This is a genomic window from Nonomuraea sp. NPDC001636 (assembly GCF_040298265.1).
In the GTDB taxonomy this organism is placed as follows: domain Bacteria; phylum Actinomycetota; class Actinomycetes; order Streptosporangiales; family Streptosporangiaceae; genus Nonomuraea.
Map to the genome: position 1 here is coordinate 146,557 of NZ_JBEOZT010000010.1, position 17,126 is coordinate 163,682.

General features: G+C 67.3%; 21 protein-coding genes and 1 tRNA gene. 11 read left to right on the forward strand and 11 right to left on the reverse strand.

Annotated features, from left to right (window positions below; genetic code table 11):
• Nucleotides 1-4: 4 nt before the first annotated feature.
• Nucleotides 5-622, reverse strand: coding sequence for a DUF47 domain-containing protein (locus tag ABT158_RS20830; protein WP_106243913.1), 618 nt, complete (start codon nucleotides 620-622; stop codon nucleotides 5-7).
• 236 nt (nucleotides 623-858) lie between these two features.
• Nucleotides 859-1,434, reverse strand: a complete 576-nt coding sequence (gene dcd / locus ABT158_RS20835; protein ID WP_352355599.1) for a dCTP deaminase — start codon at nucleotides 1,432-1,434, stop codon at nucleotides 859-861.
• Between the two features lie 100 nt (nucleotides 1,435-1,534).
• On the opposite strand from dcd, the gene ABT158_RS20840 reads away from it, so the two are divergent.
• Nucleotides 1,535-1,605, forward strand: a tRNA-Gly gene (locus tag ABT158_RS20840).
• 243 nt (nucleotides 1,606-1,848) lie between these two features.
• Here the strand turns inward: ABT158_RS20840 and ABT158_RS20845 are convergent.
• Complete coding sequence (locus ABT158_RS20845; protein ID WP_352355601.1) at nucleotides 1,849-2,274, reverse strand: spore-associated protein A; 426 nt, start codon at nucleotides 2,272-2,274, stop codon at nucleotides 1,849-1,851.
• Between the two features lie 938 nt (nucleotides 2,275-3,212).
• On the opposite strand from ABT158_RS20845, the gene ABT158_RS20850 reads away from it, so the two are divergent.
• The gene (locus ABT158_RS20850; RefSeq protein WP_352355603.1) at nucleotides 3,213-3,803 is read left to right on the forward strand and encodes a hypothetical protein; all 591 of its coding nucleotides are present in this window, start codon (nucleotides 3,213-3,215) and stop codon (nucleotides 3,801-3,803) included.
• Between the two features lie 226 nt (nucleotides 3,804-4,029).
• Here ABT158_RS20850 and ABT158_RS20855 read toward each other — a convergent pair whose 3' ends face one another.
• On the reverse strand, nucleotides 4,030-4,656 hold the full coding sequence (locus ABT158_RS20855; RefSeq protein ID WP_352355605.1) for a hypothetical protein: 627 nt from the start codon (nucleotides 4,654-4,656) through the stop codon (nucleotides 4,030-4,032).
• Between the two features lie 310 nt (nucleotides 4,657-4,966).
• On the opposite strand from ABT158_RS20855, the gene ABT158_RS20860 reads away from it, so the two are divergent.
• The 3 genes from ABT158_RS20860 (at nucleotide 4,967) to ABT158_RS20870 (ending at nucleotide 6,434) form a co-directional block, all read left to right on the forward strand.
• Complete coding sequence (locus tag ABT158_RS20860) at nucleotides 4,967-5,374, forward strand: DUF5655 domain-containing protein (protein ID WP_352355607.1); 408 nt, start codon at nucleotides 4,967-4,969, stop codon at nucleotides 5,372-5,374.
• A 362-nt stretch (nucleotides 5,375-5,736) separates the two neighbouring features.
• A complete protein-coding gene (locus tag ABT158_RS20865; RefSeq protein WP_352355609.1) occupies nucleotides 5,737-6,015 on the forward strand; it encodes a hypothetical protein in 279 nt (92 codons plus the stop codon).
• Between the two features lie 59 nt (nucleotides 6,016-6,074).
• Complete coding sequence (locus ABT158_RS20870; RefSeq protein WP_352355611.1) at nucleotides 6,075-6,434, forward strand: CPCC family cysteine-rich protein; 360 nt, start codon at nucleotides 6,075-6,077, stop codon at nucleotides 6,432-6,434.
• Between the two features lie 145 nt (nucleotides 6,435-6,579).
• Here the strand turns inward: ABT158_RS20870 and ABT158_RS20875 are convergent, their stop codons facing one another.
• The 4 genes from ABT158_RS20875 to pyrH form a co-directional block, all read right to left on the reverse strand.
• Nucleotides 6,580-7,053, reverse strand: a complete 474-nt coding sequence (locus ABT158_RS20875) for a hypothetical protein (RefSeq protein WP_352355613.1) — start codon at nucleotides 7,051-7,053, stop codon at nucleotides 6,580-6,582.
• A gap of 282 nt (nucleotides 7,054-7,335) precedes the next feature.
• The gene (locus ABT158_RS20880; RefSeq protein WP_352355615.1) at nucleotides 7,336-7,593 is read right to left on the reverse strand and encodes a hypothetical protein; all 258 of its coding nucleotides are present in this window, start codon (nucleotides 7,591-7,593) and stop codon (nucleotides 7,336-7,338) included.
• A 191-nt stretch (nucleotides 7,594-7,784) separates the two neighbouring features.
• Nucleotides 7,785-8,324, reverse strand: coding sequence for an SMI1/KNR4 family protein (locus ABT158_RS20885; RefSeq protein ID WP_352355617.1), 540 nt, complete (start codon nucleotides 8,322-8,324; stop codon nucleotides 7,785-7,787).
• Between the two features lie 141 nt (nucleotides 8,325-8,465).
• Complete coding sequence (gene pyrH, locus ABT158_RS20890; RefSeq protein ID WP_352355619.1) at nucleotides 8,466-9,179, reverse strand: UMP kinase; 714 nt, start codon at nucleotides 9,177-9,179, stop codon at nucleotides 8,466-8,468.
• Between the two features lie 138 nt (nucleotides 9,180-9,317).
• On the opposite strand from pyrH, the gene ABT158_RS20895 reads away from it, so the two are divergent.
• Nucleotides 9,318-9,953, forward strand: a complete 636-nt coding sequence (locus tag ABT158_RS20895) for a histidine phosphatase family protein (RefSeq protein ID WP_352355621.1) — start codon at nucleotides 9,318-9,320, stop codon at nucleotides 9,951-9,953.
• 48 nt (nucleotides 9,954-10,001) lie between these two features.
• Here ABT158_RS20895 and ABT158_RS20900 read toward each other — a convergent pair whose 3' ends face one another.
• The 3 genes from ABT158_RS20900 to ABT158_RS20910 all read right to left on the reverse strand — a co-directional run bounded on the left by ABT158_RS20900 (nucleotide 10,002) and on the right by ABT158_RS20910 (nucleotide 11,615).
• Complete coding sequence (locus ABT158_RS20900; RefSeq protein ID WP_352355623.1) at nucleotides 10,002-10,223, reverse strand: GNAT family N-acetyltransferase; 222 nt, start codon at nucleotides 10,221-10,223, stop codon at nucleotides 10,002-10,004.
• A 235-nt stretch (nucleotides 10,224-10,458) separates the two neighbouring features.
• A complete protein-coding gene (locus ABT158_RS20905; RefSeq protein ID WP_352355625.1) occupies nucleotides 10,459-10,920 on the reverse strand; it encodes an NUDIX hydrolase in 462 nt (153 codons plus the stop codon).
• 26 nt (nucleotides 10,921-10,946) lie between these two features.
• Nucleotides 10,947-11,615, reverse strand: coding sequence for a FadR/GntR family transcriptional regulator (locus ABT158_RS20910; protein ID WP_352355627.1), 669 nt, complete (start codon nucleotides 11,613-11,615; stop codon nucleotides 10,947-10,949).
• 76 nt (nucleotides 11,616-11,691) lie between these two features.
• Between ABT158_RS20910 and ABT158_RS20915 the strand changes: the two genes are divergently transcribed.
• Genes ABT158_RS20915 through ABT158_RS20935 form a run of 5 tightly spaced genes read left to right on the forward strand, consistent with a single transcriptional unit; the run spans nucleotide 11,692 to nucleotide 17,099 of the window.
• Entirely contained in the window at nucleotides 11,692-12,822 is a 1,131-nt protein-coding gene (locus tag ABT158_RS20915) for an amidohydrolase family protein (RefSeq protein ID WP_352355629.1), read from the forward strand.
• Complete coding sequence (locus ABT158_RS20920; protein WP_352355631.1) at nucleotides 12,822-14,447, forward strand: ABC transporter substrate-binding protein; 1,626 nt, start codon at nucleotides 12,822-12,824, stop codon at nucleotides 14,445-14,447. Before ABT158_RS20915 ends, ABT158_RS20920 begins: the two co-directional genes overlap by 1 nt.
• A complete protein-coding gene (locus ABT158_RS20925) occupies nucleotides 14,444-15,376 on the forward strand; it encodes an ABC transporter permease (protein ID WP_352355633.1) in 933 nt (310 codons plus the stop codon). Before ABT158_RS20920 ends, ABT158_RS20925 begins: the two co-directional genes overlap by 4 nt.
• Complete coding sequence (locus tag ABT158_RS20930; protein ID WP_352355635.1) at nucleotides 15,373-16,173, forward strand: ABC transporter permease; 801 nt, start codon at nucleotides 15,373-15,375, stop codon at nucleotides 16,171-16,173. The genes ABT158_RS20925 and ABT158_RS20930 overlap by 4 nt, the downstream gene beginning before the upstream one ends.
• Nucleotides 16,170-17,099: an ABC transporter ATP-binding protein gene (locus ABT158_RS20935; protein WP_352355637.1), complete on the forward strand. Its 930-nt coding sequence runs from the start codon at nucleotides 16,170-16,172 to the stop codon at nucleotides 17,097-17,099. The genes ABT158_RS20930 and ABT158_RS20935 overlap by 4 nt, the downstream gene beginning before the upstream one ends.
• The last annotated feature ends 27 nt before the right edge of the window (nucleotides 17,100-17,126 follow it).

A 17,126-nucleotide genomic window follows, 5' to 3' on the forward strand; every position in this document is an offset into this window, starting at 1 on the left:
GGGCCTAGCTTTCCTTGACCGCGATCGACTCGACGGTGTTGGCCACGTGCTCGAAGGCGTCGGCGGCCTCCTCCAGGGCGTCGACGACCTCCTTCATCTTCATGACGGTGAGCGCGTCGTACTCGCCGCTGAACAGCTTGGCCAGCAGCCTGCGGTAGACCTGGTCACCCTGGTTCTCCAGGCGGTTGACCTCGATCCAGTACTCGTTGAGGTTCTTCATGGAACGCAGCCGGGGCATCGCCTCGGCGGTCAGCTCGGCGGCGCGTTCCAGGACCTCGACCTGCCGGACCACGTCTTTGGGGAGATGGTCGATCTGGTAGAGGACGATGAGGTCGGAGGCGGCCTCCATCGCGTCCATCACGTCGTCGAGGTTGGAGGCGAGGCGGTAGATGTCCTCACGGTCGAACGGAGTGATGAAGCTCTCGTTGAGCCGGTTCATGATCGCATGGGTGCGTTCGTCACCGGCGTGCTCGCAGGCGCGCATCTTCTCGGCCAGGGCTTCCCTGTCCGATCCGTCACTGATGATCTCGACCAGCAGACGGGATGCCGTGACCAGGTTGTTCGCGGAGTCGGCGAACAGGTCGTAGTAGCTGTCCTCACGTGGCGTGAGACGCAGGCGCACGTCGTTCTCCAGATGTGCGGGGATGGTCCGTGGAAGAGGGTACGGGTTACCAGGCGAAATGCGAACTTCATGTCTCCTTCGCCTTCTGGCTACCCTGCGTATGTTGTGCGACACCGGCGTTCGGAGTAGTTTGGCCGCTTTTTGCAGGGAAATCCGACCGGTGACGTGGCCTGTTGTGGGGTGCGCGGAGGGCTCATCCTTCCGCGACGTTCCCTAAATGTTCACCTGTTGTTCACTCAAATCTTCGTCCGGTGGAAGTTCCTGAACGACCGGGACGGAGTCGGGCCCCGCTGACCCTGATACCGGGACCCGTACTTGGCCGATCCGTACGGGTGCTCGGCGGGCGAGCTGAGCCGGAACACGCACAACTGCCCGATCTTCATCCCCGGCCACAGCTTGATGGGCAAGGTCGCCACGTTGGACAGCTCAAGCGTGACGTGCCCGCTGAAACCGGGATCGATGAACCCGGCGGTGGAGTGCGTCAGCAGGCCCAGCCGTCCGAGCGAGCTCTTTCCCTCCAGCCGCGAGGCCAGGTCGTCGGGGAGCGTGATCACCTCATAGGTGGAGGCCAGCACGAACTCCCCCGGATGCAGGATGAACGGCTCGTCACCGGACGGCTCGACCATCCGCGTGAGATCCGGCTGCTCCACGGAGGGGTCGATATGGGGGTACTTGTGGTTCTCGAAGACACGGAAGTAGCGGTCGAGCCGTACGTCGATGCTGGACGGCTGGATCATGTCCTGGTGGAAGGGGTCTAGGGCGAGCCGGCCGGAGTCGATCTCAGCAAGGATGTCACGGTCAGATAGCAACACGGTGAGCCAACTTACCGTCCCGGCCGGAAAAGGTGGGGCGTTGGGTTTGCTGTTGGGGGGCAAGTTTCCGCTACAGTGGTGGACGCGTACTCCGGTTCGTGCGGGTGTAGTTCAATGGCAGAACATCAGCTTCCCAAGCTGACAGCGCGGGTTCGATTCCCGTCACCCGCTCTCACTGTGAAGACCCAGGTGGGGACACGATCCCCGTCCGGGCCTTGGCTCATACTGCCGACCCTAGGCAGAAGGTCTCTGTCTGCCCAGTACGGTCACTGCGCGCCCGGCCGAGGTGGAACGCAAGCGTGCGGGCAGTCATTCTCGGCACCAGCCGTTCGCCCGCGTACGGAAGGGGACTCGCGCCCCGGTGAACCCCGGCCCGAGTCACCCCGACGTTGAAATGACGACCTGTCTCGGTGATCAGCCGCAGTGAGTCCAGCTCGATTGCCAGCCCTCACCTACACCGGTGCTGTTCGAAGCATGGCCTCCCCACGAGACACAGGTGCCGGCAGCGTTGACCTTCACGGGACCGGCATAGATCTTGTAGGAGCCGGTGTCACTGATCTTGCTGCCGCCCTTCTTTTGAATGGTGGCCCCCGTAAGGGTGTAACCGCCCTGGTACTTGCTGCTCTTCCACGTCACCACACAGTTGGTGCTGCCGTTGTAGAGCAGGTAAATCGTGGCGAGCCCGCTGATGGCGTGGCTGTCGATGACGTGGTAGCTGCCGCCGCCGCACACCGCAGTCGGCGATGACGCGGCCATTGCCGGGCTGCTCATGACCACGGAACTGGCAAGTGCGACTGCCGTGGCGACCGTGAACACCGCTGCCTGCTTGTAATTACGCATTGTCTGGCCCGCTCTCCTCAAGATCATACTTTGACGCTGGGCAGCGTAACGGATCGTCACCATGCATCGTGACGAAGCTAGACATTTAGTAGAGCCGCACTCCGGGCTGCGGCTCTCAATTCTGGGTGCGCCCATACTTAAAATCACGGAACTGACCACGCCTCGGCTGCTGCTGCGTGACTTCCGTGCCAGTGATCACGCAGCCGTGCACGCGTTCGCCAGCGACCCAGAGGTGACCCGCTGCACCGACTGGCCCGGGATGCACGCGTCGCGCGAGAAACACCAGGTCGCAGGCTGATCACCGGGCCATTAAGAGGGGTGACGATGGGTCAACCACGGTGACTTAGGACCAGCCTTCCGCCCAGCTCAGTGCCCCAGCGGACCGTGATCGATGCGGATCCCAAGCTGACAGCGCGGGTTCGATTCCCGTCACCCGCTCCAACTGCTCGGCCTGGCGCCCCCGAAATGGGCGCGTCGCGCCTCTTGAGCTTCAGACTGCGTTCACAGGGGGCTCCGCCCCCTTCGACCCCCAATCCCACGCTCGCTCCACTCGCCTTCGCGCCACGTCCTTCCCGCTTACCGAGTCGGCCCCCCAGAAGCCCTGTCACCGTCCTGACCGTCTCGCCCTGCTATCAGTCGAACCAGGCGACCAATCGCACGCCTCCAGGCCCGAACCGCAGCGCCGTGCTCCCACCCGGTGCCCGGTCCCAGGGCGGCCAGTCGCGTCATCGGGTCATACTCGATCCTCGCTCCAGAGACCTTCCGCGCCCCATCGGAGCCTCGACGGGTGAGGCACCCAACGCTGGCATGCCGTACTCGATGTAACCGTAAATGTCAGGCTAGGCACGTGGATCGTTGCCTTCTTGATCGCGTGCCGGACCGTCTTCTCGCAGGAGAATTGGACAGTCGGACGGACACACTCTGATCTAAAGTGCCCCATGGCCGAGAACCGATGGTTGCCGCTTGACGATGATGATGAGCCCGACGAGGTCCAGGCTGCTTTCATCGACGCTTTGAGAGAACAGGCAACCTCGTGGTCGCTGACACCTGATGGTGTCGAGGTGCTGCTTCCGGACTATGTTGCGTACGGGTATCGCCTCCAGCAGGGAGAGACATCCTTCGGCAAGCTCCTTGTCTACGCGGATCTGCCGGCCCCTGGATTACGCCTCAGCCTCATGACGGCAGGCGTCTACCTCGATGGATCCAAGATTCGCGGCGACCAGCTCCACAACCAGCTACTCACCTTCCCCGCCGAACCCACGCCCCTCGCCTTCTCAGCGTCCGGTAGTCCTGTGGAGTTGGCAGCGATCACGGCCGATTGGTTCGAAACCATCTGGAGACGTCCGGTCGTTCGCTACGACTGGCTTTTGTTTCGACAGGTCTACGCGCATAGATTTCTTTTCGCAGACACAGGCCAGGGTCTGGTCGAGGGCGGAATCCGTACCGACGCCCTCGGAACGCCTGATCGCATTGTTCACATCCGAGGCGAATCCGGCCTGTCCGAGGGTGGGTGCCACACCAACAGCTGACCAGATCACAGGGAAAGCCATCAGCATGCCCGTTGCGTGCCCGTTCGGACGGCGACCAGCGGGAACCCACGGAGACTCACGGTCACTCGACCGGCATCCGCCCAGGTCACCGCTCTCACAGGGGGAACGGCATGATGTGGAAAGACTTCCCGAGCTGACAGCAACAGGTTCGATTCCGGTCACCTGCTTCCAAGCATGGGAAACGCTGCTCCGCATGCTGGATCGCCTACTCCTCGAACCAGGCCACCAGGCGGACAGCATCGTCTCCGTGGACGTGCGCGAGCGTACGCATAACTGTCCACACCCCGTGCCAAAGGCTGTCAGGTGGTACGGCACAGCGGCGCGTAGCACGCTCAACGCGGAAGACGGTGTCTCCGTCCCTCCACTCGGTGCCTTCATCCCACAACACAGCGACTTGATTAGGGTCGACCGTCAAGGTATCCACGCCACTCACCCGAGCGAACCTACGGCTCCATACCGAGCGGCGAACGAGTTCTAGGCTCTGATCGGGAAGCTGCCGATAGTGGGCTACGTTGGTCGGGTGAAGCGCGGGTTCATCCCAGTCGATCGCGGTGACCTCATCCCAGTTCAACCACGTGACACCGAAGGCGGCTTCCCCCCATTCCGCCAACTCAGCTTTGGTGGTCTCCGACGCATCCTGGGGGAGCCCGCGATCGGCCGCTACCGGTCGCCAGTGGCCTGAGCTGCGAACCCCGAAGAGGCAATCGAAGGCTTCGTAGTCTCTGCCGACCACCATCTTCAGTGAGATGGCAGCGCACCAGACGGTCTCACCGACATCGAGTCCGGACGTCCATGTGCGGCACTCGATGAATCCATGGATGTCGGTTCCCATGCCGGGATCTTCTTGGCCGCGCAGAGGTGCTGTCCAACGCTTATGATCACGAGTCACGCTCCGGTGGGCCGTAAGCGGGTGAGGTAGTGCCCGAGCAGAGCGAGCGGGTGTGTACGAGCCGCCAGGCCGTGCCCACTGCGTGCCCGTTCGGACGGCGATCAACGGTGAGCCGTGGCCTTGTCCTCCGATAAGGACTGCTCGTGACGAGACTTCGCGCAACGCGTCCTTGCGCATTGGGGTGTCAGGCAGAGGAGAACGTACGGGTTCGCAGTCCGAAAACCGTCGCCACCGCCTGCTACTTTCTCGGTCCATGAACCATGAGACCTGGACGATCGACGATCATCTTGACGGCAAGCCCGACGCATCGGTAGCCCTGTACCGCGAATTCGTCAGGCTGGTTGAGGCATGCGGGCCCTTCACGTATGCGGTGTCCAAGAGCATGATCACCGTCAAGGGAACACGTCGTGGATTCGCCGGAGCAAAGCCAGACGCGCGAGGGCTCCGAGGCTACTTCGACATCCAGCGCGCGATCAGCGACGACGCTCGCATCACCAGCGTGGCTCCTTACACGAAGCGGCTGTACGTTCATGCCTTCCGCATCTCTGATCTCGCTGAGCTAGATGAGGAATTCGCCGGCTGGATGCGCGAGGCGTACGGAGTGGGTCAGGGCGGACACCTGGGAACTGCACGAGAAAGCCAGCCCCGACACGAGCTGTGAGGTCCCTGGTCGTCAGCTGATCGTCGTGCGATCGGACAGGGGAACGAGAGTCAATCACGAACATTCACGACCGGCCTTTCGTCCAGCTCAGGGCCCCGACGCCGGTTGATCGTTGCAGTTCCCAAGCTGACAGCGCGGACTCCATTCTCGTCACCCGGCGTCACGCCGAAGTCGTAGGTGGGTGAGCTGGTTCGCCCGTCATCCCCGGGGACAAACCGAGCAGACCTGAGACGCTCTATCTCTCCCCGTAACGATGGCCCGCTTCACCTGCGGGCGGACAGGAGCTTCTTGCAATGAAGATGCGCACGACGCCGCAATAAACCTATAGTGGCGGAGCTTCACCTACATATTGAGGTGTTCGCGTGGCCGAACTGATCGGAATGCTTTATCGGACGATCCCGCTGACAGTGGGCGGAGTCGTCTTCGTGGCTTTGTTCTTGGCGTTTCGACGCACGCAGCGGCACGCCCATTACCTCTTGTGGCCGGCAGCCGCCTGGTTCCTGGCTGCGTTGGACGAGTGGTACATGAACACCTACCAGCCGGAGATGAACATTCGAGTCGACATGCTGCCCTTCTTGGTGGTGATGATCACCACCACGCTCATTTGCGTGCCGATGGCCTTCCTTCGTCGACGAGCGTAGTCGAACAAACAATGCGAGCACTTTCCAGCCTGACCAGGTGATCGCCGCACAATCAGCGTGTGATTGGACAGAATGACAAGGGTTCGGAGCCGTACGACATCAGGACGGATATGAACCATCCCAGCATCGAGGAGATCCGCGAGCGCAAGGGATGGGTCTTGTCCGTGATCGCAGAGCAGGGCGGAGATCGCCTGGACTTACCGCCGGCCGATGAGCCATACACGTGCCCATGCTGTTTTCACCCCACCCTTCTGGACCGCGGCGGCTTCGGGTTCTGCGAAGAGTGCACCTGGGAGGACGACGGCCAGGACGATCACAACGCCGAGGTCGTCATGGGTGGCCCCAACGGGTCGGACAGCCTTACCGCAGCGCGGCGGCGCTACCGCGATATGCGTGGACTGCCGCCGCTGGACCTGTGAAAACAACAGCCACGAACGAAGGCAGAGCAATTCAGACTCCGAAACCGACGTTCTACGCAACGAGAACCGTACGACCGCGTGGTTGATCGTGCTCATATGAAGCGGTCAGCATGCGCTGATCCTCGTTCTGGAACCAGCCCTTGCCCTACGTCTTGGCAGAGAACGGGTAAGCGTCGTTGAGGACCAGTTCCGCCACATTGAACAGACGGCTGTAGTAGCCAAAGGCGTCTTGCACAGAGGAGAGGTAGCCCGGGTGATGCAGATGCCGTCGGAGTTTGCGCAGGCAGCCGAGAAGAGTGGCCTTGTGACCGGAACCGAGTGTGCCGTCGTTGCGTAGGTAGGTCGATACGCAGCCGGCAAGTGTGGCGTTCAATTCGAGGAGGTCGTGCCGCACCGAAGTTGGTACGTCAGGACACGGGTCGGTCGCATGCCGGTCCCAAAGGATCCCGACCTCTCGGAGCATCACCCGATGGCCCTCCGGTCCGGGCCATCTCCATCCGTGCAGGTACCGCACCTCGGACGCCAACGGACTACGGCGATGCTTCGGCTTTTCGAGGCGGCGCCGGTCCGCGAAGGCGTCGACCTCCGCCAGCCAGGCATTCCGGCTGAGTTCCAGCATGTCCAGCGCCCGGAGCAGAGCCGACTCATCACGTCGGAGGTTTCCTGCCGTGGCAAGGTATGAGTAGGTCGCATTGAAGCCGATCGGGTGGTAGCAGCCGACTGCGCACCTCAGCGCGGACAAGCGTCTCCTGTGAGGAAGGTCACGGTCGCGGACGCGTCTGGCGTATGTCCTGAATCCCACAGCATCACCTCGTCCCGGCCGTGATCAATGCGGTTGCCAAGCTGACACTGTGGGTCGGATTTCCCGTCCGTTCGGTCGTCGCCGCAAGAGCATCCGGTCTTATTCGTCGTCGTCCTCGTCGCCCGTGTATGCCTCGTACAGCTTGCGGCGGAGGAGGTCGGTTCGGACGGTCAGGGCGCCGAGGAGTTCCTCGTCGCTCAGCCCGTCCGTGGTCCTGAAGGCCCATGAGGAGTGGCCTTCCTCGTCGAGGCACTTCACGAGGACTATCGCGCCCAGAGCGGTCCATCCTTCGGGAAGCGGGTAGACGTCGAGGCCGTTCAACGCCTCGCCTACGGGGACTTCCCTTTCCTCTGTCACTGAGTCTCCTGATGGCTGGTGGGGGCACGAACCGGGATGTGCTGCTCAAGCGCGTCGCAGCAGACGGCGAAGAACACGGGCAGGGGGTCAGGCAGGGCGGCCACGTTCCAGATGATGTGCCGCTGGTCACCCGCTGCGCAACCGCTTTGTCCTCCGAGGCAGAGGGCGAACGGAGTTCCGGGGAGGGCGGCTCATTCGGCCAGCCGCTGCTGAGCCGACTCCCATGGCCGCATGTCGCCGTCTTCGTCGGCGTCTTCCTCGTACCAGCCCGTTTCCGCGATCCAGGTCTCCAGCCAGTCGGTCAGGGTTTCCGAGTCGACATACCAGGCGTGGTGCCGGTCGTCGCTGATCCCGTTCGGTTCGAAGAGCAGTACGGGCCCCTCGGGGCTGCGCCAGTCCACGGCGGCGTACATGCCGCACCCCCAGTCCAGGATGGGCAGCACGTCCGCCGGCCAGTGCGCGTCAGCGCCGGGCCCCGAGGTCTCCCGGCCCTCGCGGTATTCGCGCACGACGGTACGTCCTTCTCCCGCGAGCGGGAGAAGGACGTAATCGGGACCGAAGCCGCCGTTGGCCACCTCGCGGTAGAGGTGGGTGAGCACCGGAGGAAGCCGAAATCCCAGCATGCGTTCGGCCTGCGCCACCTCCTCCGCCGTCGCGGGAGGAGGCAGGTGCTCCGTGGTCGCGTTCGCCTTCGCCGACACCCGCCGAAGGAGATCATCGCTGTCCGTCACGACGGTGATCCTGCCAGCCGCCCACGACAGATCTGCCGTACGTGCCCTCCGAAAGGTTCGTCATGGACAGCGACACGACGCCACCGTGACAGGTATTTTTCTGCGGCCGCAACCTGCTCGTTCATGCCCGCCTGAGATCGGCTATCTGGAGGAATCGGCATCCCGGGTGATCCTCGTTCCCACGTCTTCCCCTTCGCAGATCGCCTTCATCACGCCCGTCGCCGCCACGTCGAACACGTGCATGAGCAGCCCTTGCTCATTGGCGAGTACGAAGGCGCTCTCGTCCATCACCCTCACCCCGGCCGCCAGGGCTTCTCGATAGGTGAGGTTGGTGTACCGCTTGGCGTCCGGGTTCACGTTCGGGTCGCTGTCGTACACCCCGTCGACGCCGCGCTTGGCGACCAGCAGCGCGTCCGCTTCGAGCTCCAGAGCCCGCTGGACAGCCGGATAGTCCGTCGTGACGTACGGCTGGCCGATGCCACCGGCGAGCAGGACGATCAGCCCACGGCGAAGGTGCCGGTCGGCGCGCAGCCGGATGAAGGGCTCGGCGACACTCTGCATCGGCACCGCAGTCATCACCCGCACATCGGTCCGCGAGCGCGCGGTGAGCACTCCACGCAACATCAGCGCGTTCATCACCGTGCCGAGCATGCCGATGTTGTCGGCTTCTGCGCGGCCTATCCCCCAGCCGTCGGCCATCCGGCCGCGGAAGTAGTTGCCGCCGCCGATGACCACCGCGACCTCGACGCCCAACGTGCTGACGGAGAGGATCTCATCCGCCAGCTGGGCGAGACTGACCGGATCGGTTCCCCACCCGGCGTCTCCCGCGAGTGCCTCGCCGCTCAGCTTCACCACGACCCGTGAGTAACGACTCATCCCGTTCCCTTCACGGCCGCGCCCTCGGCGACCTGATCAAGAATACGAGGCGCACCCTCGCCGGGAGCATCGGGCCGCAGGCGCCTCGACGGCCGCCCCTTTGACATGATCCACGGCATGCGAACCCGGATGTTCTTCGTACGCCACGGGGACTCCCTGCACAAGCAGGACGGCGTCATAGGCGGCCCGAAGGGATGCCGCGGCCTCACCGACATCGGACATCAGCAGGCGGCACAGCTCGGGCGGCAGCTCACCATGGAAATCGGCGACGACACGGCGGCGATCTACTCCTCGCCCCTGCCACGCGCCGTGCAGACAGCCGCCGCGATCGCGACGGCCGCCGGCCTGCCGTCGTCACAGGACTGCGGGCTCTGCACGTGGCACACACCGCCGGAGGCGGACGGACTCACCCACGCGGAGTTCCGGCGCCTCGACATCGACGGGGGCGGCATCTACCGTCCGTGGCAGCAGGGCAACGAGACCTGGGCCGAGATGGTGACCCGCACCAGCCACACCATCAGCGACCTCGCCCACCGCCACCGCGGCGAGACCGTCGTCGTGGTCGGCCACGCCGAGACGGTCGAGATCTCGTTCAACGCCCTCGGGCTGCTGCCGGTCTACCGGTCCTTCGACCTCAGGGTGTCCCCGGCCTCGGTGACGGAATGGGTCACCGACCAGGAGCCGACGCAGTGGCCGCCGCCCAGGTGGACGCTCGTGCGGTTCAACGAGGGAGGCACTGCGGCTCCGGGGTGATCGCCGTGCCCAGGGCTGGAGGTCGGGCGGCACACCGTCGGGGCTCTGTCAGAGCATGCCCGGTACGGCCAGGTCCAGTACGCCGACCTTCTCGCCGCCGCTCTGCTCACCCGTGAGCTGGAAGCCGAGTTTCCGGTAGAAGTCCTCGGGGCCGCCTTCCCCCGGCTCCCACGTGACGTACATCTGCGCGCCGCCGCGACGCCTGACCTCGGCGGCCACAGCCCGGACGGCGAATCGTCCGACGCCCTGCCCCTGCGCCTCCGCCGCCACCGTCCAGGATGAGGCGCGGCCAGGCCACCTGCGGCTGCACGTAGGCCTCCGCGAGAGACTTCGCCACCGGCGAGACGAAACGCTCCTGGTCGGGACGGACGTTCACCGCGAGGGCCGTCTCGACGTTGGCAGGCGTGATGGGCGCCAATCGTAGGGACTTGTTCATGGGAGCACCCCAGGGCGGAATTTGTCCGGCCCACGCGCCCCCGGCCGCGTGCCGGTTCCGGGCGCGGGGTCAGCCGTGGAGCAGCCGGGTGAGCGGCTCGCGCACGTCGGCGGGGTAGAGGTCGAGCCGCCCGAACTCGGCGGCGCTCGCCCAGACGAGCTCGAAGGTGTTGTCCGGCCCGTGGTCCTCGGCTTCGTCACCGGAGAGCGACGGGACGCCGGTCACGTCCCGCATGAGGAAGTAGGAGGCGGGCCGGCCGCCGTGCGAGCCGGTGAAGAGCAGCCGGTCGATCGTCGCGGTGAGAGTTGTCTCCTCGTGGAGCTCGCGTACGGCGGCGCTCTCCGGCGACTCGCCGTCCTCCACGTGGCCTCCCGGGAGCAGCGCGTAGTGGTGCCCGGGACACGGCTGCCCCTGCCGGCCTTTGGCGGTGCAGATGCCGCAGGCGACGCCGGGGCCGCGCCGGAGGTACCGCTTGATGACCAGGACCCGGGCGCCGTCGACGACCACGGCGACCGCTCGGGGGATCGGCATGGGATGGATCATAGGCAGAGCGGGCGTCAGAGGTCGCGTTCCTGGTCGTTGAGGATGGTGAGCGCGATCGTGGCCGCGCCGGCCGCGTCGCCGGACTCGATCGCCTCGTACAGGTCCTCGTGGGTGGAGTCGGAGCCGAGCACGGCGCGTTCCATGCAGTGGTCGCGGCGGACGGTCTCGCGCACCGCCTCGCTCATGCCGCGGTACAGGTCCAGCAGGACGGGGTTGTGCGAGGCCGCGGCGATGGACAGGTGGAACTCCACGTCGGCGTCGGCGAACGCGTCGAGGTCGGCGGCCTGGTGGGCGGCGGTGCGGCGGCCCAGGGCCGTCCTCAGGTCGTCGAGGTCGGCCGGCTTGCGGCGTTCGGCGGCCAGGCGGGCCGCCACGAGGTCCAGGCCGCGTCGGACGTCGATGATGTCCATGGTGGCGGCGCGGTCGAGGCGGCGTTTGAACGCCACCTCGCTCTCGTCGGTCGCGGTGACGTAGGTGCCGTCGCCCTGACGGGTGGTGAGCAGCCCGGCGTGGACGAGCACGCGTACGGCCTCGCGAACCGACAACCTGCTCACGCCCAGCGCCTCGGCCAACCGGCTCTCCGTAGGGATCTTGGCCCCGACCGGCCAGACGCCGCTGGTGATCTCCTGGCGGAGCTCCCGGATGGCGGAGTCGACGAGGGAGGTCCGGCCCACGTGCCGCATTTGTCCTCTTCTCTAATCATCTGATGTCTGATAATTCTAGGCCACTGTCGCCCTCGGGTTAAGGGGATCAGCCGGTATGGCTCAGATTCTGTTCACCGATGTACGCCCCCACGATGTCCTGATCGAAGACGGTCGCGTCGTCCCACTGGCACGCCGGGCGGAGGACTGCGAGGTGGTGGCGGCGGGCGGACTGCTCGCCCTGCCCGCCCCGGTGGACGCGCACGTCCACCCCGACAAGACCACCTGGGGCCAGCCCTGGCTGAGCCGCACCCCGGCCGGGACGCTGCGCGACCTGATCGAGGGCGACGTCGCGGCGCGGGCGGAGATGACCGCCCCGGTCGCCACGCGGGCCCTGGCGCTCATGGACCACGCGATCGCCCGCGGCACCCGGGCCTGGCGGGCGCACGTGGACGTCGCCCCGGTGTACGGGCTGAGCAACGTGCACGGCGTACGGGAGGCCGCTCAGGCCCGCGCCGGCCTGCTGGACGTGCAGATCGTCGCCTTCCCCCAGCTCGGGCTGCTGTCGCGGCCGGGCACGGCGGAGCTCATGGAACAGTCGCTCAAGGAGGGCGCGGACATCCTCGGCGGGCTCGACCCCGTGGGCATCGACGGCGACCTGCACGGACACCTCGACCTGCTGTACGGCCTGGCCGAGCGGCACACCGTCCCCCTCGACATCCATCTGCACGACGGCGGCGACGAAGGGGTCGCGCAGGTGCTGGAGATCGCCCGCAGGGCGAGGTCCAGCGGCGTGCCGACCACAATCAGCCACGCCTTCTGCCTGGCCGACCGCGCGGACCTCGCCGAGACGCTGGCCGAGGCGAAGGTCTCGCTGACCACCTGCGCGCTCGGCGCGGACCCGGTCCTGCCGGTCGGGCCGCTGGTCGAGGCCGGGGTGCTGGTCGGCCTCGGGTCCGACGGGGTGCGGGATCCGTGGACGCCGTTCGGCGACGGCGACATGATCAACCGCGCCCACCTGCTCGCCTACCGCACCGACGCCCGCACCGACGAGGAGCTGGCCAGGTGCTACGAGATCGCGGCGCACGGGGGCGCCGCGCTGCTGGGCCTGGAGCAGGCCCGGCTCCGGCCCGGAGATCCCGCCGACTTCCTCCTGGTACGCGCCGAGTCCATGGCCCAGGCGGTCGTGGACAAGCCCATCCCCCAGTTCGTCGTCCGCAACGGACGCGTTCGCGAAAGGTCCTCCTGATGATCCGTCGAGCCCTACCGGTGGCCGCCGCACTCGCGGTGGCCCTGGCCGGATGCGGCCAGCAGGCCGCAGCACCGCAACAACAGCAGCAGGGCTCGGGCGAGGCGCCCAAGCTGGAGCTCAAGACCGTCACCGCCCCGGCCACCGGGGAACTGGACAAGGTGACGTGGAACCTGCCGTACGAGCCGCAGACGGTCGACCCGATCAGGTCGTTCAACTACGCCGAGAACACCGTGCTGGCCAACATGTGCGAGAGCCTGCTGCGGCTGACCCCCGAGTTCGGCATCCAGCCCGGCCTGGCCGAGAAGGCCGACAACCCCACCCCGACCACGTGGGTCTACAGGATCCGGGACGGCGTCAAGTTCTGGGACGGCACGCCGCTGACCGCCGAGGACGTCGCGGCCAGCCTCAACCGCCACCTCGACCCCGCGCTCGGCACCTGGTGGGGCGACTACTTCCACACCGTGCAGTCGATCAAGGCGACCGGGCCGATGCAGGTCACCGTCACGCTGAAGCAGCCCGACGTGCTGTTCAACCAGGCGATGGCCACCGCGGCCGGCGCGATCGTGTCGGCCGAGTACGCCGGGAAGAAGGACCTGGGCTCGCCGACCGGCGGGGTGATGTGCACCGGCCCGTACAAGTACGGGAGCTGGAAGTCCGGCGACGCGCTGACGATCATCCGCAACGACGCCTACTGGGACACCGCGCTGCGGCCGAAGACCAAGGAGCTGGTCTTCCGGTTCATCGCCGACGAGACCACCGCCATCAACGCACTGCGCTCCGGCGAGGTGGACGGGCAGTACTTCTACCTGCCGCCGGCGGGGCTCGGCCAGCTCCGGCAGTCGCCGACCGGCTCGGTCACGCTCGGCAGGTCGCTGACCTTCTGGACGCTGCTCGGCGCCGCCAGGTCCGGCCCGTACGCCGACCCGAAGGTCCGCCGGGCGCTGTCGCTGGCACTGGACCGGGCGGCCATCTCCAAGGTGGTCTTCCAGGGGACGGCGCTGCCGCAGCGCACCCTGGCCGGCGCCGAGTACTGGGGATACCAGCGGGACGCCTTCCAGAAGGCCCACGACGCGATCCCGCCGGAGACGCCCGACCTGGCCAAGGCCAAGCAGCTGCTCACCGAGGCCGGCTCCCCCACCCAGACGATCACCATCGGGATCCAGGGCAGCTCGGCCGTCCACGAGCAGACCGCCAACCTGATCAAGGCGACCGGCGAGGCGCTCGGCCTGAAGATCGAGATCAAGGTGATCCCCGTCGAGCAGTACGGGAACCTCTACAGCGACCCCAAGGCCCGCGAGGGCATCGACGCCTTCTTCTCCACCTGGTACGGCAACGTGCCGGACCCGCTCGACATCTACACCGTCTTCCTGGCGGGCGGCCGTACCAACTTCAACGACTACGCGGCGGTGAACGCCGACATCACCAAGGCGCGGGCCGCCTACGACGAGGCGGAGCGGGCGGGGCTGGTGACGGCGATCCAGCAGAAGGTCACCACCGACGTGCCGTGGATGCCGCTGAACAACCTGCCGGTGATCCTGTACATGAACAAGCGGGTGACCGGAGCCGTCGCCTCCTTCCCCTACCTGTACTACCCGTGGGCCGCGGGGCTCGGCGCGGCATGAGGTTCCTGGCGAAACGGCTGGCGGGGCTGATCGTGGTCCTGCTGGTCGCCTCCTTCCTGGTGTACGGCCTGCTCTACCTGGTGCCCGGCGGGCCGATGGCGTTCCTGCTCGGCAACCGCAGCGGCACCCCCGAGCAGGTCGCGGCCATCCGCGCGCAGTACCACCTGGACGATCCGTTCCTGCTGCGCTACGCCGCCTGGCTGCGCGACGCGGTGACGGGCGACTTCGGCGCCTCCCTGGTCTACCGGCAGGACGTCTCCGCGCTGATGGCGTCCCGGGCGACGACGACCGTCTTCCTGGTGGTCTACGCGTCGCTGCTGATCGTGGCCGGGGGCGTGGCGATGGGCCTGCTCGCGGCGCTGCGCGGCGGCCGGGCCGACGGCCTGGTCAGCCTGGTCTCCTCGGTGTTCCTGGCCACGCCGCCGTTCGTGGTCGGGGTGATCCTCGTCATCGTCTTCGCGCTGGGACTCGGCTGGTTCCCGGTCTTCGGGCCCGGCGACAGGTTCGGCGGCCGGATCCACCACCTCACGCTGCCGGCGATCACGCTCAGCCTGGCCAGCGCCGCCTTCCTCGCCCGCATCACGCGCGCCTCGGTGTCGGAGGAGCTGGGCCGCGAGCACGTGGAGACCGCCCGCAGCCGCGGCCTGGCCGAGGGGCACATCGTCCGCAGGCACGTGCTGCGCAACGCGGCCATCCCGGTGGTGACCGTGGTCGGCCTGAACGTCGCGGGGCTGATCGCGGGCTCGGTCGTGGTGGAGAGCATCTTCGCCCTGGACGGTCTGGGCTCGTTGTTCGTCCGCGCGATCCTGCAACGCGACTTCGCGATCGTCCAGGCGGTGGTGCTCGTGCTGGTCACCGCCTTCGTCCTGATCAATCTGGTGGTGGACCTGTGCTACTCCGCTCTCGACCCGCGCCTGTCGCGGCAGTGACCCGCCGCCTGGGCGGGCTGGGCGTGGCCGCCGCCGTCCTGCCGGCCGTCGTCGTGGCGATCACCCTGCTCGCGCCGCTGCTCGCGCCCTACGACCCCGACCAGCCCGACCTGTTCAACGCGCTGGGCGGCGCCTCCGTCGCGCATCCGCTGGGCGGGGACGTCCTGGGCAGGGACGTGCTGTCCCGGCTGATGTACGGCGCGCGGACCACGTTGCTCGCCCCGGTGCTGGTGATCTGCGTCGCGAGCGCCGCCGGGACCACGCTGGCGATCGTCGCCGCGTGGGCGGGCGGCAAGGTGGACGCGGTCGTCTCCCGCCTGCTGGACGTGCTGTTCTCCGTGCCGGGCATCGTCTTCGCGCTGGTCACCGTGGCCGTGCTCGGTCCCGGCGTGCCCGGCGTGGTGATCGGCCTGGCGGTCGCGTACACGCCGTACGTGGCCCGGGTGGTGCGCAGCGCGGCGCTGCGTGAGCGCAGCCTGCCGTACGTGGCCGCCGCCTGGGTGCAGGGCCGGTCGGCGACCGCCATCTGCCTGCGCCACCTGCTGCCGAATCTGCGGCCGATCATCGTCGCCCAGTCGGTGTCGGCGCTCGGCTTCGCGGTGATCGACGTCGCGGCCGTCTCCTTCCTCGGGCTGGGCGTGCAGCCGCCCACCGCCGACTGGGGGCTGATGGTCAAGAGCGGCCTGGACAGCGCCATGCGCGGCCAGCCGCTGGAGGCGCTGAGCGCCGGCCTGCTGATCGCGCTGGTGGTGGCCGCGGTGAACCTGTTGGGCGATCGCCTGGGGAGGCAGTCGTGAGCCTGTTGTCGCTGGCGGGCTTCGGCCTGGCCGTGCCGTACGAACGCGGCTGGCGGACGCTGGTCGAGCACGTGGACCTGACCATCGGCGCGGGAGAGGCCGTCGGGCTGGTCGGCGAGTCCGGTTCGGGCAAGTCGATGACCGCCCGCGCGGTCATCGGCCTGACCCCGCCGGGCGCCCGCGTGACCGGCAGGATCGTCTTCGACGGCGCCGACGTGCCCTCGGGCCGGGCGCTGCGGCTGCTGCGGGCCAGGCGGATCGCGATGGTCTTCCAGGATCCGCGGGCGCACATCAACCCCGTCCGCAGCGTCGGCGACTTCCTCACCGAGGCCATGGTCCACAACCTGCGGATGCCGGTGCGGCAGGCGTCGGCGCGGGCCGTTCAGCTCCTCAAGGAGGTCGGCATCGCCGACGGGGAGCGGCGCCTGCGCCAGCACCCGCACGAGCTGTCCGGCGGCCTGCTGCAACGGGTGATGATCGCCTCCGTGCTGGCCGTCGAGCCCGACCTGGTGCTGGCCGACGAGCCGACCACCGCGCTCGACGTGACCACCCAGTCCGAGGTCATGGCCATCCTGGACGAGCTGCGCCGCGAGCGCGGCATGGCCATGCTGCTGATCACCCACGACCTGGAGCTGGCCGCCGCGACCTGCGACCGGCTGGCGGTGATGTACGCGGGCCGCATCGTGGAGGACCTCGACGGCGAGCCGCGCCACCCCTACACGCGCGGCCTCATGAGGTCGCGGCCGAGCCTTGAGGAGACCGCGCACCGGCTGCCGGTGATCCCCGGACGGCCCGTGGCGGCCTTCGAGGCCGAGGACGGCTGCGCGTTCGCGCCGCGCTGCGAGCTGGCCGAGCCGCGCTGCCGGGAGAGCCGGCCGCCGTCCGTCCGCGGGGTCGCCTGCCTGAGAGCCGAGGAGACGGCATGAGAGCTGAGGAGACGGCATGAGGGCGGA

Coding starts and splice junctions, on each gene's coding strand:
- ABT158_RS20850 (WP_352355603.1), top strand. CDS start 3,213: ATGGCCGAGAACCGATGGTTGCCGCTTGACGATGATGATGAGCCCGAC.
- ABT158_RS20905 (WP_352355625.1), bottom strand. CDS start 10,920: ATGCCGATCCCCCGAGCGGTCGCCGTGGTCGTCGACGGCGCCCGGGTC.
- ABT158_RS20845 (WP_352355601.1), bottom strand. CDS start 2,274: ATGCGTAATTACAAGCAGGCAGCGGTGTTCACGGTCGCCACGGCAGTC.
- ABT158_RS20910 (WP_352355627.1), bottom strand. CDS start 11,615: ATGCGGCACGTGGGCCGGACCTCCCTCGTCGACTCCGCCATCCGGGAG.
- ABT158_RS20875 (WP_352355613.1), bottom strand. CDS start 7,053: ATGCTGGAACTCAGCCGGAATGCCTGGCTGGCGGAGGTCGACGCCTTC.
- ABT158_RS20855 (WP_352355605.1), bottom strand. CDS start 4,656: ATGGGAACCGACATCCATGGATTCATCGAGTGCCGCACATGGACGTCC.
- ABT158_RS20895 (WP_352355621.1), top strand. CDS start 9,318: ATGCGAACCCGGATGTTCTTCGTACGCCACGGGGACTCCCTGCACAAG.
- ABT158_RS20920 (WP_352355631.1), top strand. CDS start 12,822: ATGATCCGTCGAGCCCTACCGGTGGCCGCCGCACTCGCGGTGGCCCTG.
- ABT158_RS20915 (WP_352355629.1), top strand. CDS start 11,692: ATGGCTCAGATTCTGTTCACCGATGTACGCCCCCACGATGTCCTGATC.
- ABT158_RS20925 (WP_352355633.1), top strand. CDS start 14,444: ATGAGGTTCCTGGCGAAACGGCTGGCGGGGCTGATCGTGGTCCTGCTG.
- ABT158_RS20860 (WP_352355607.1), top strand. CDS start 4,967: ATGAACCATGAGACCTGGACGATCGACGATCATCTTGACGGCAAGCCC.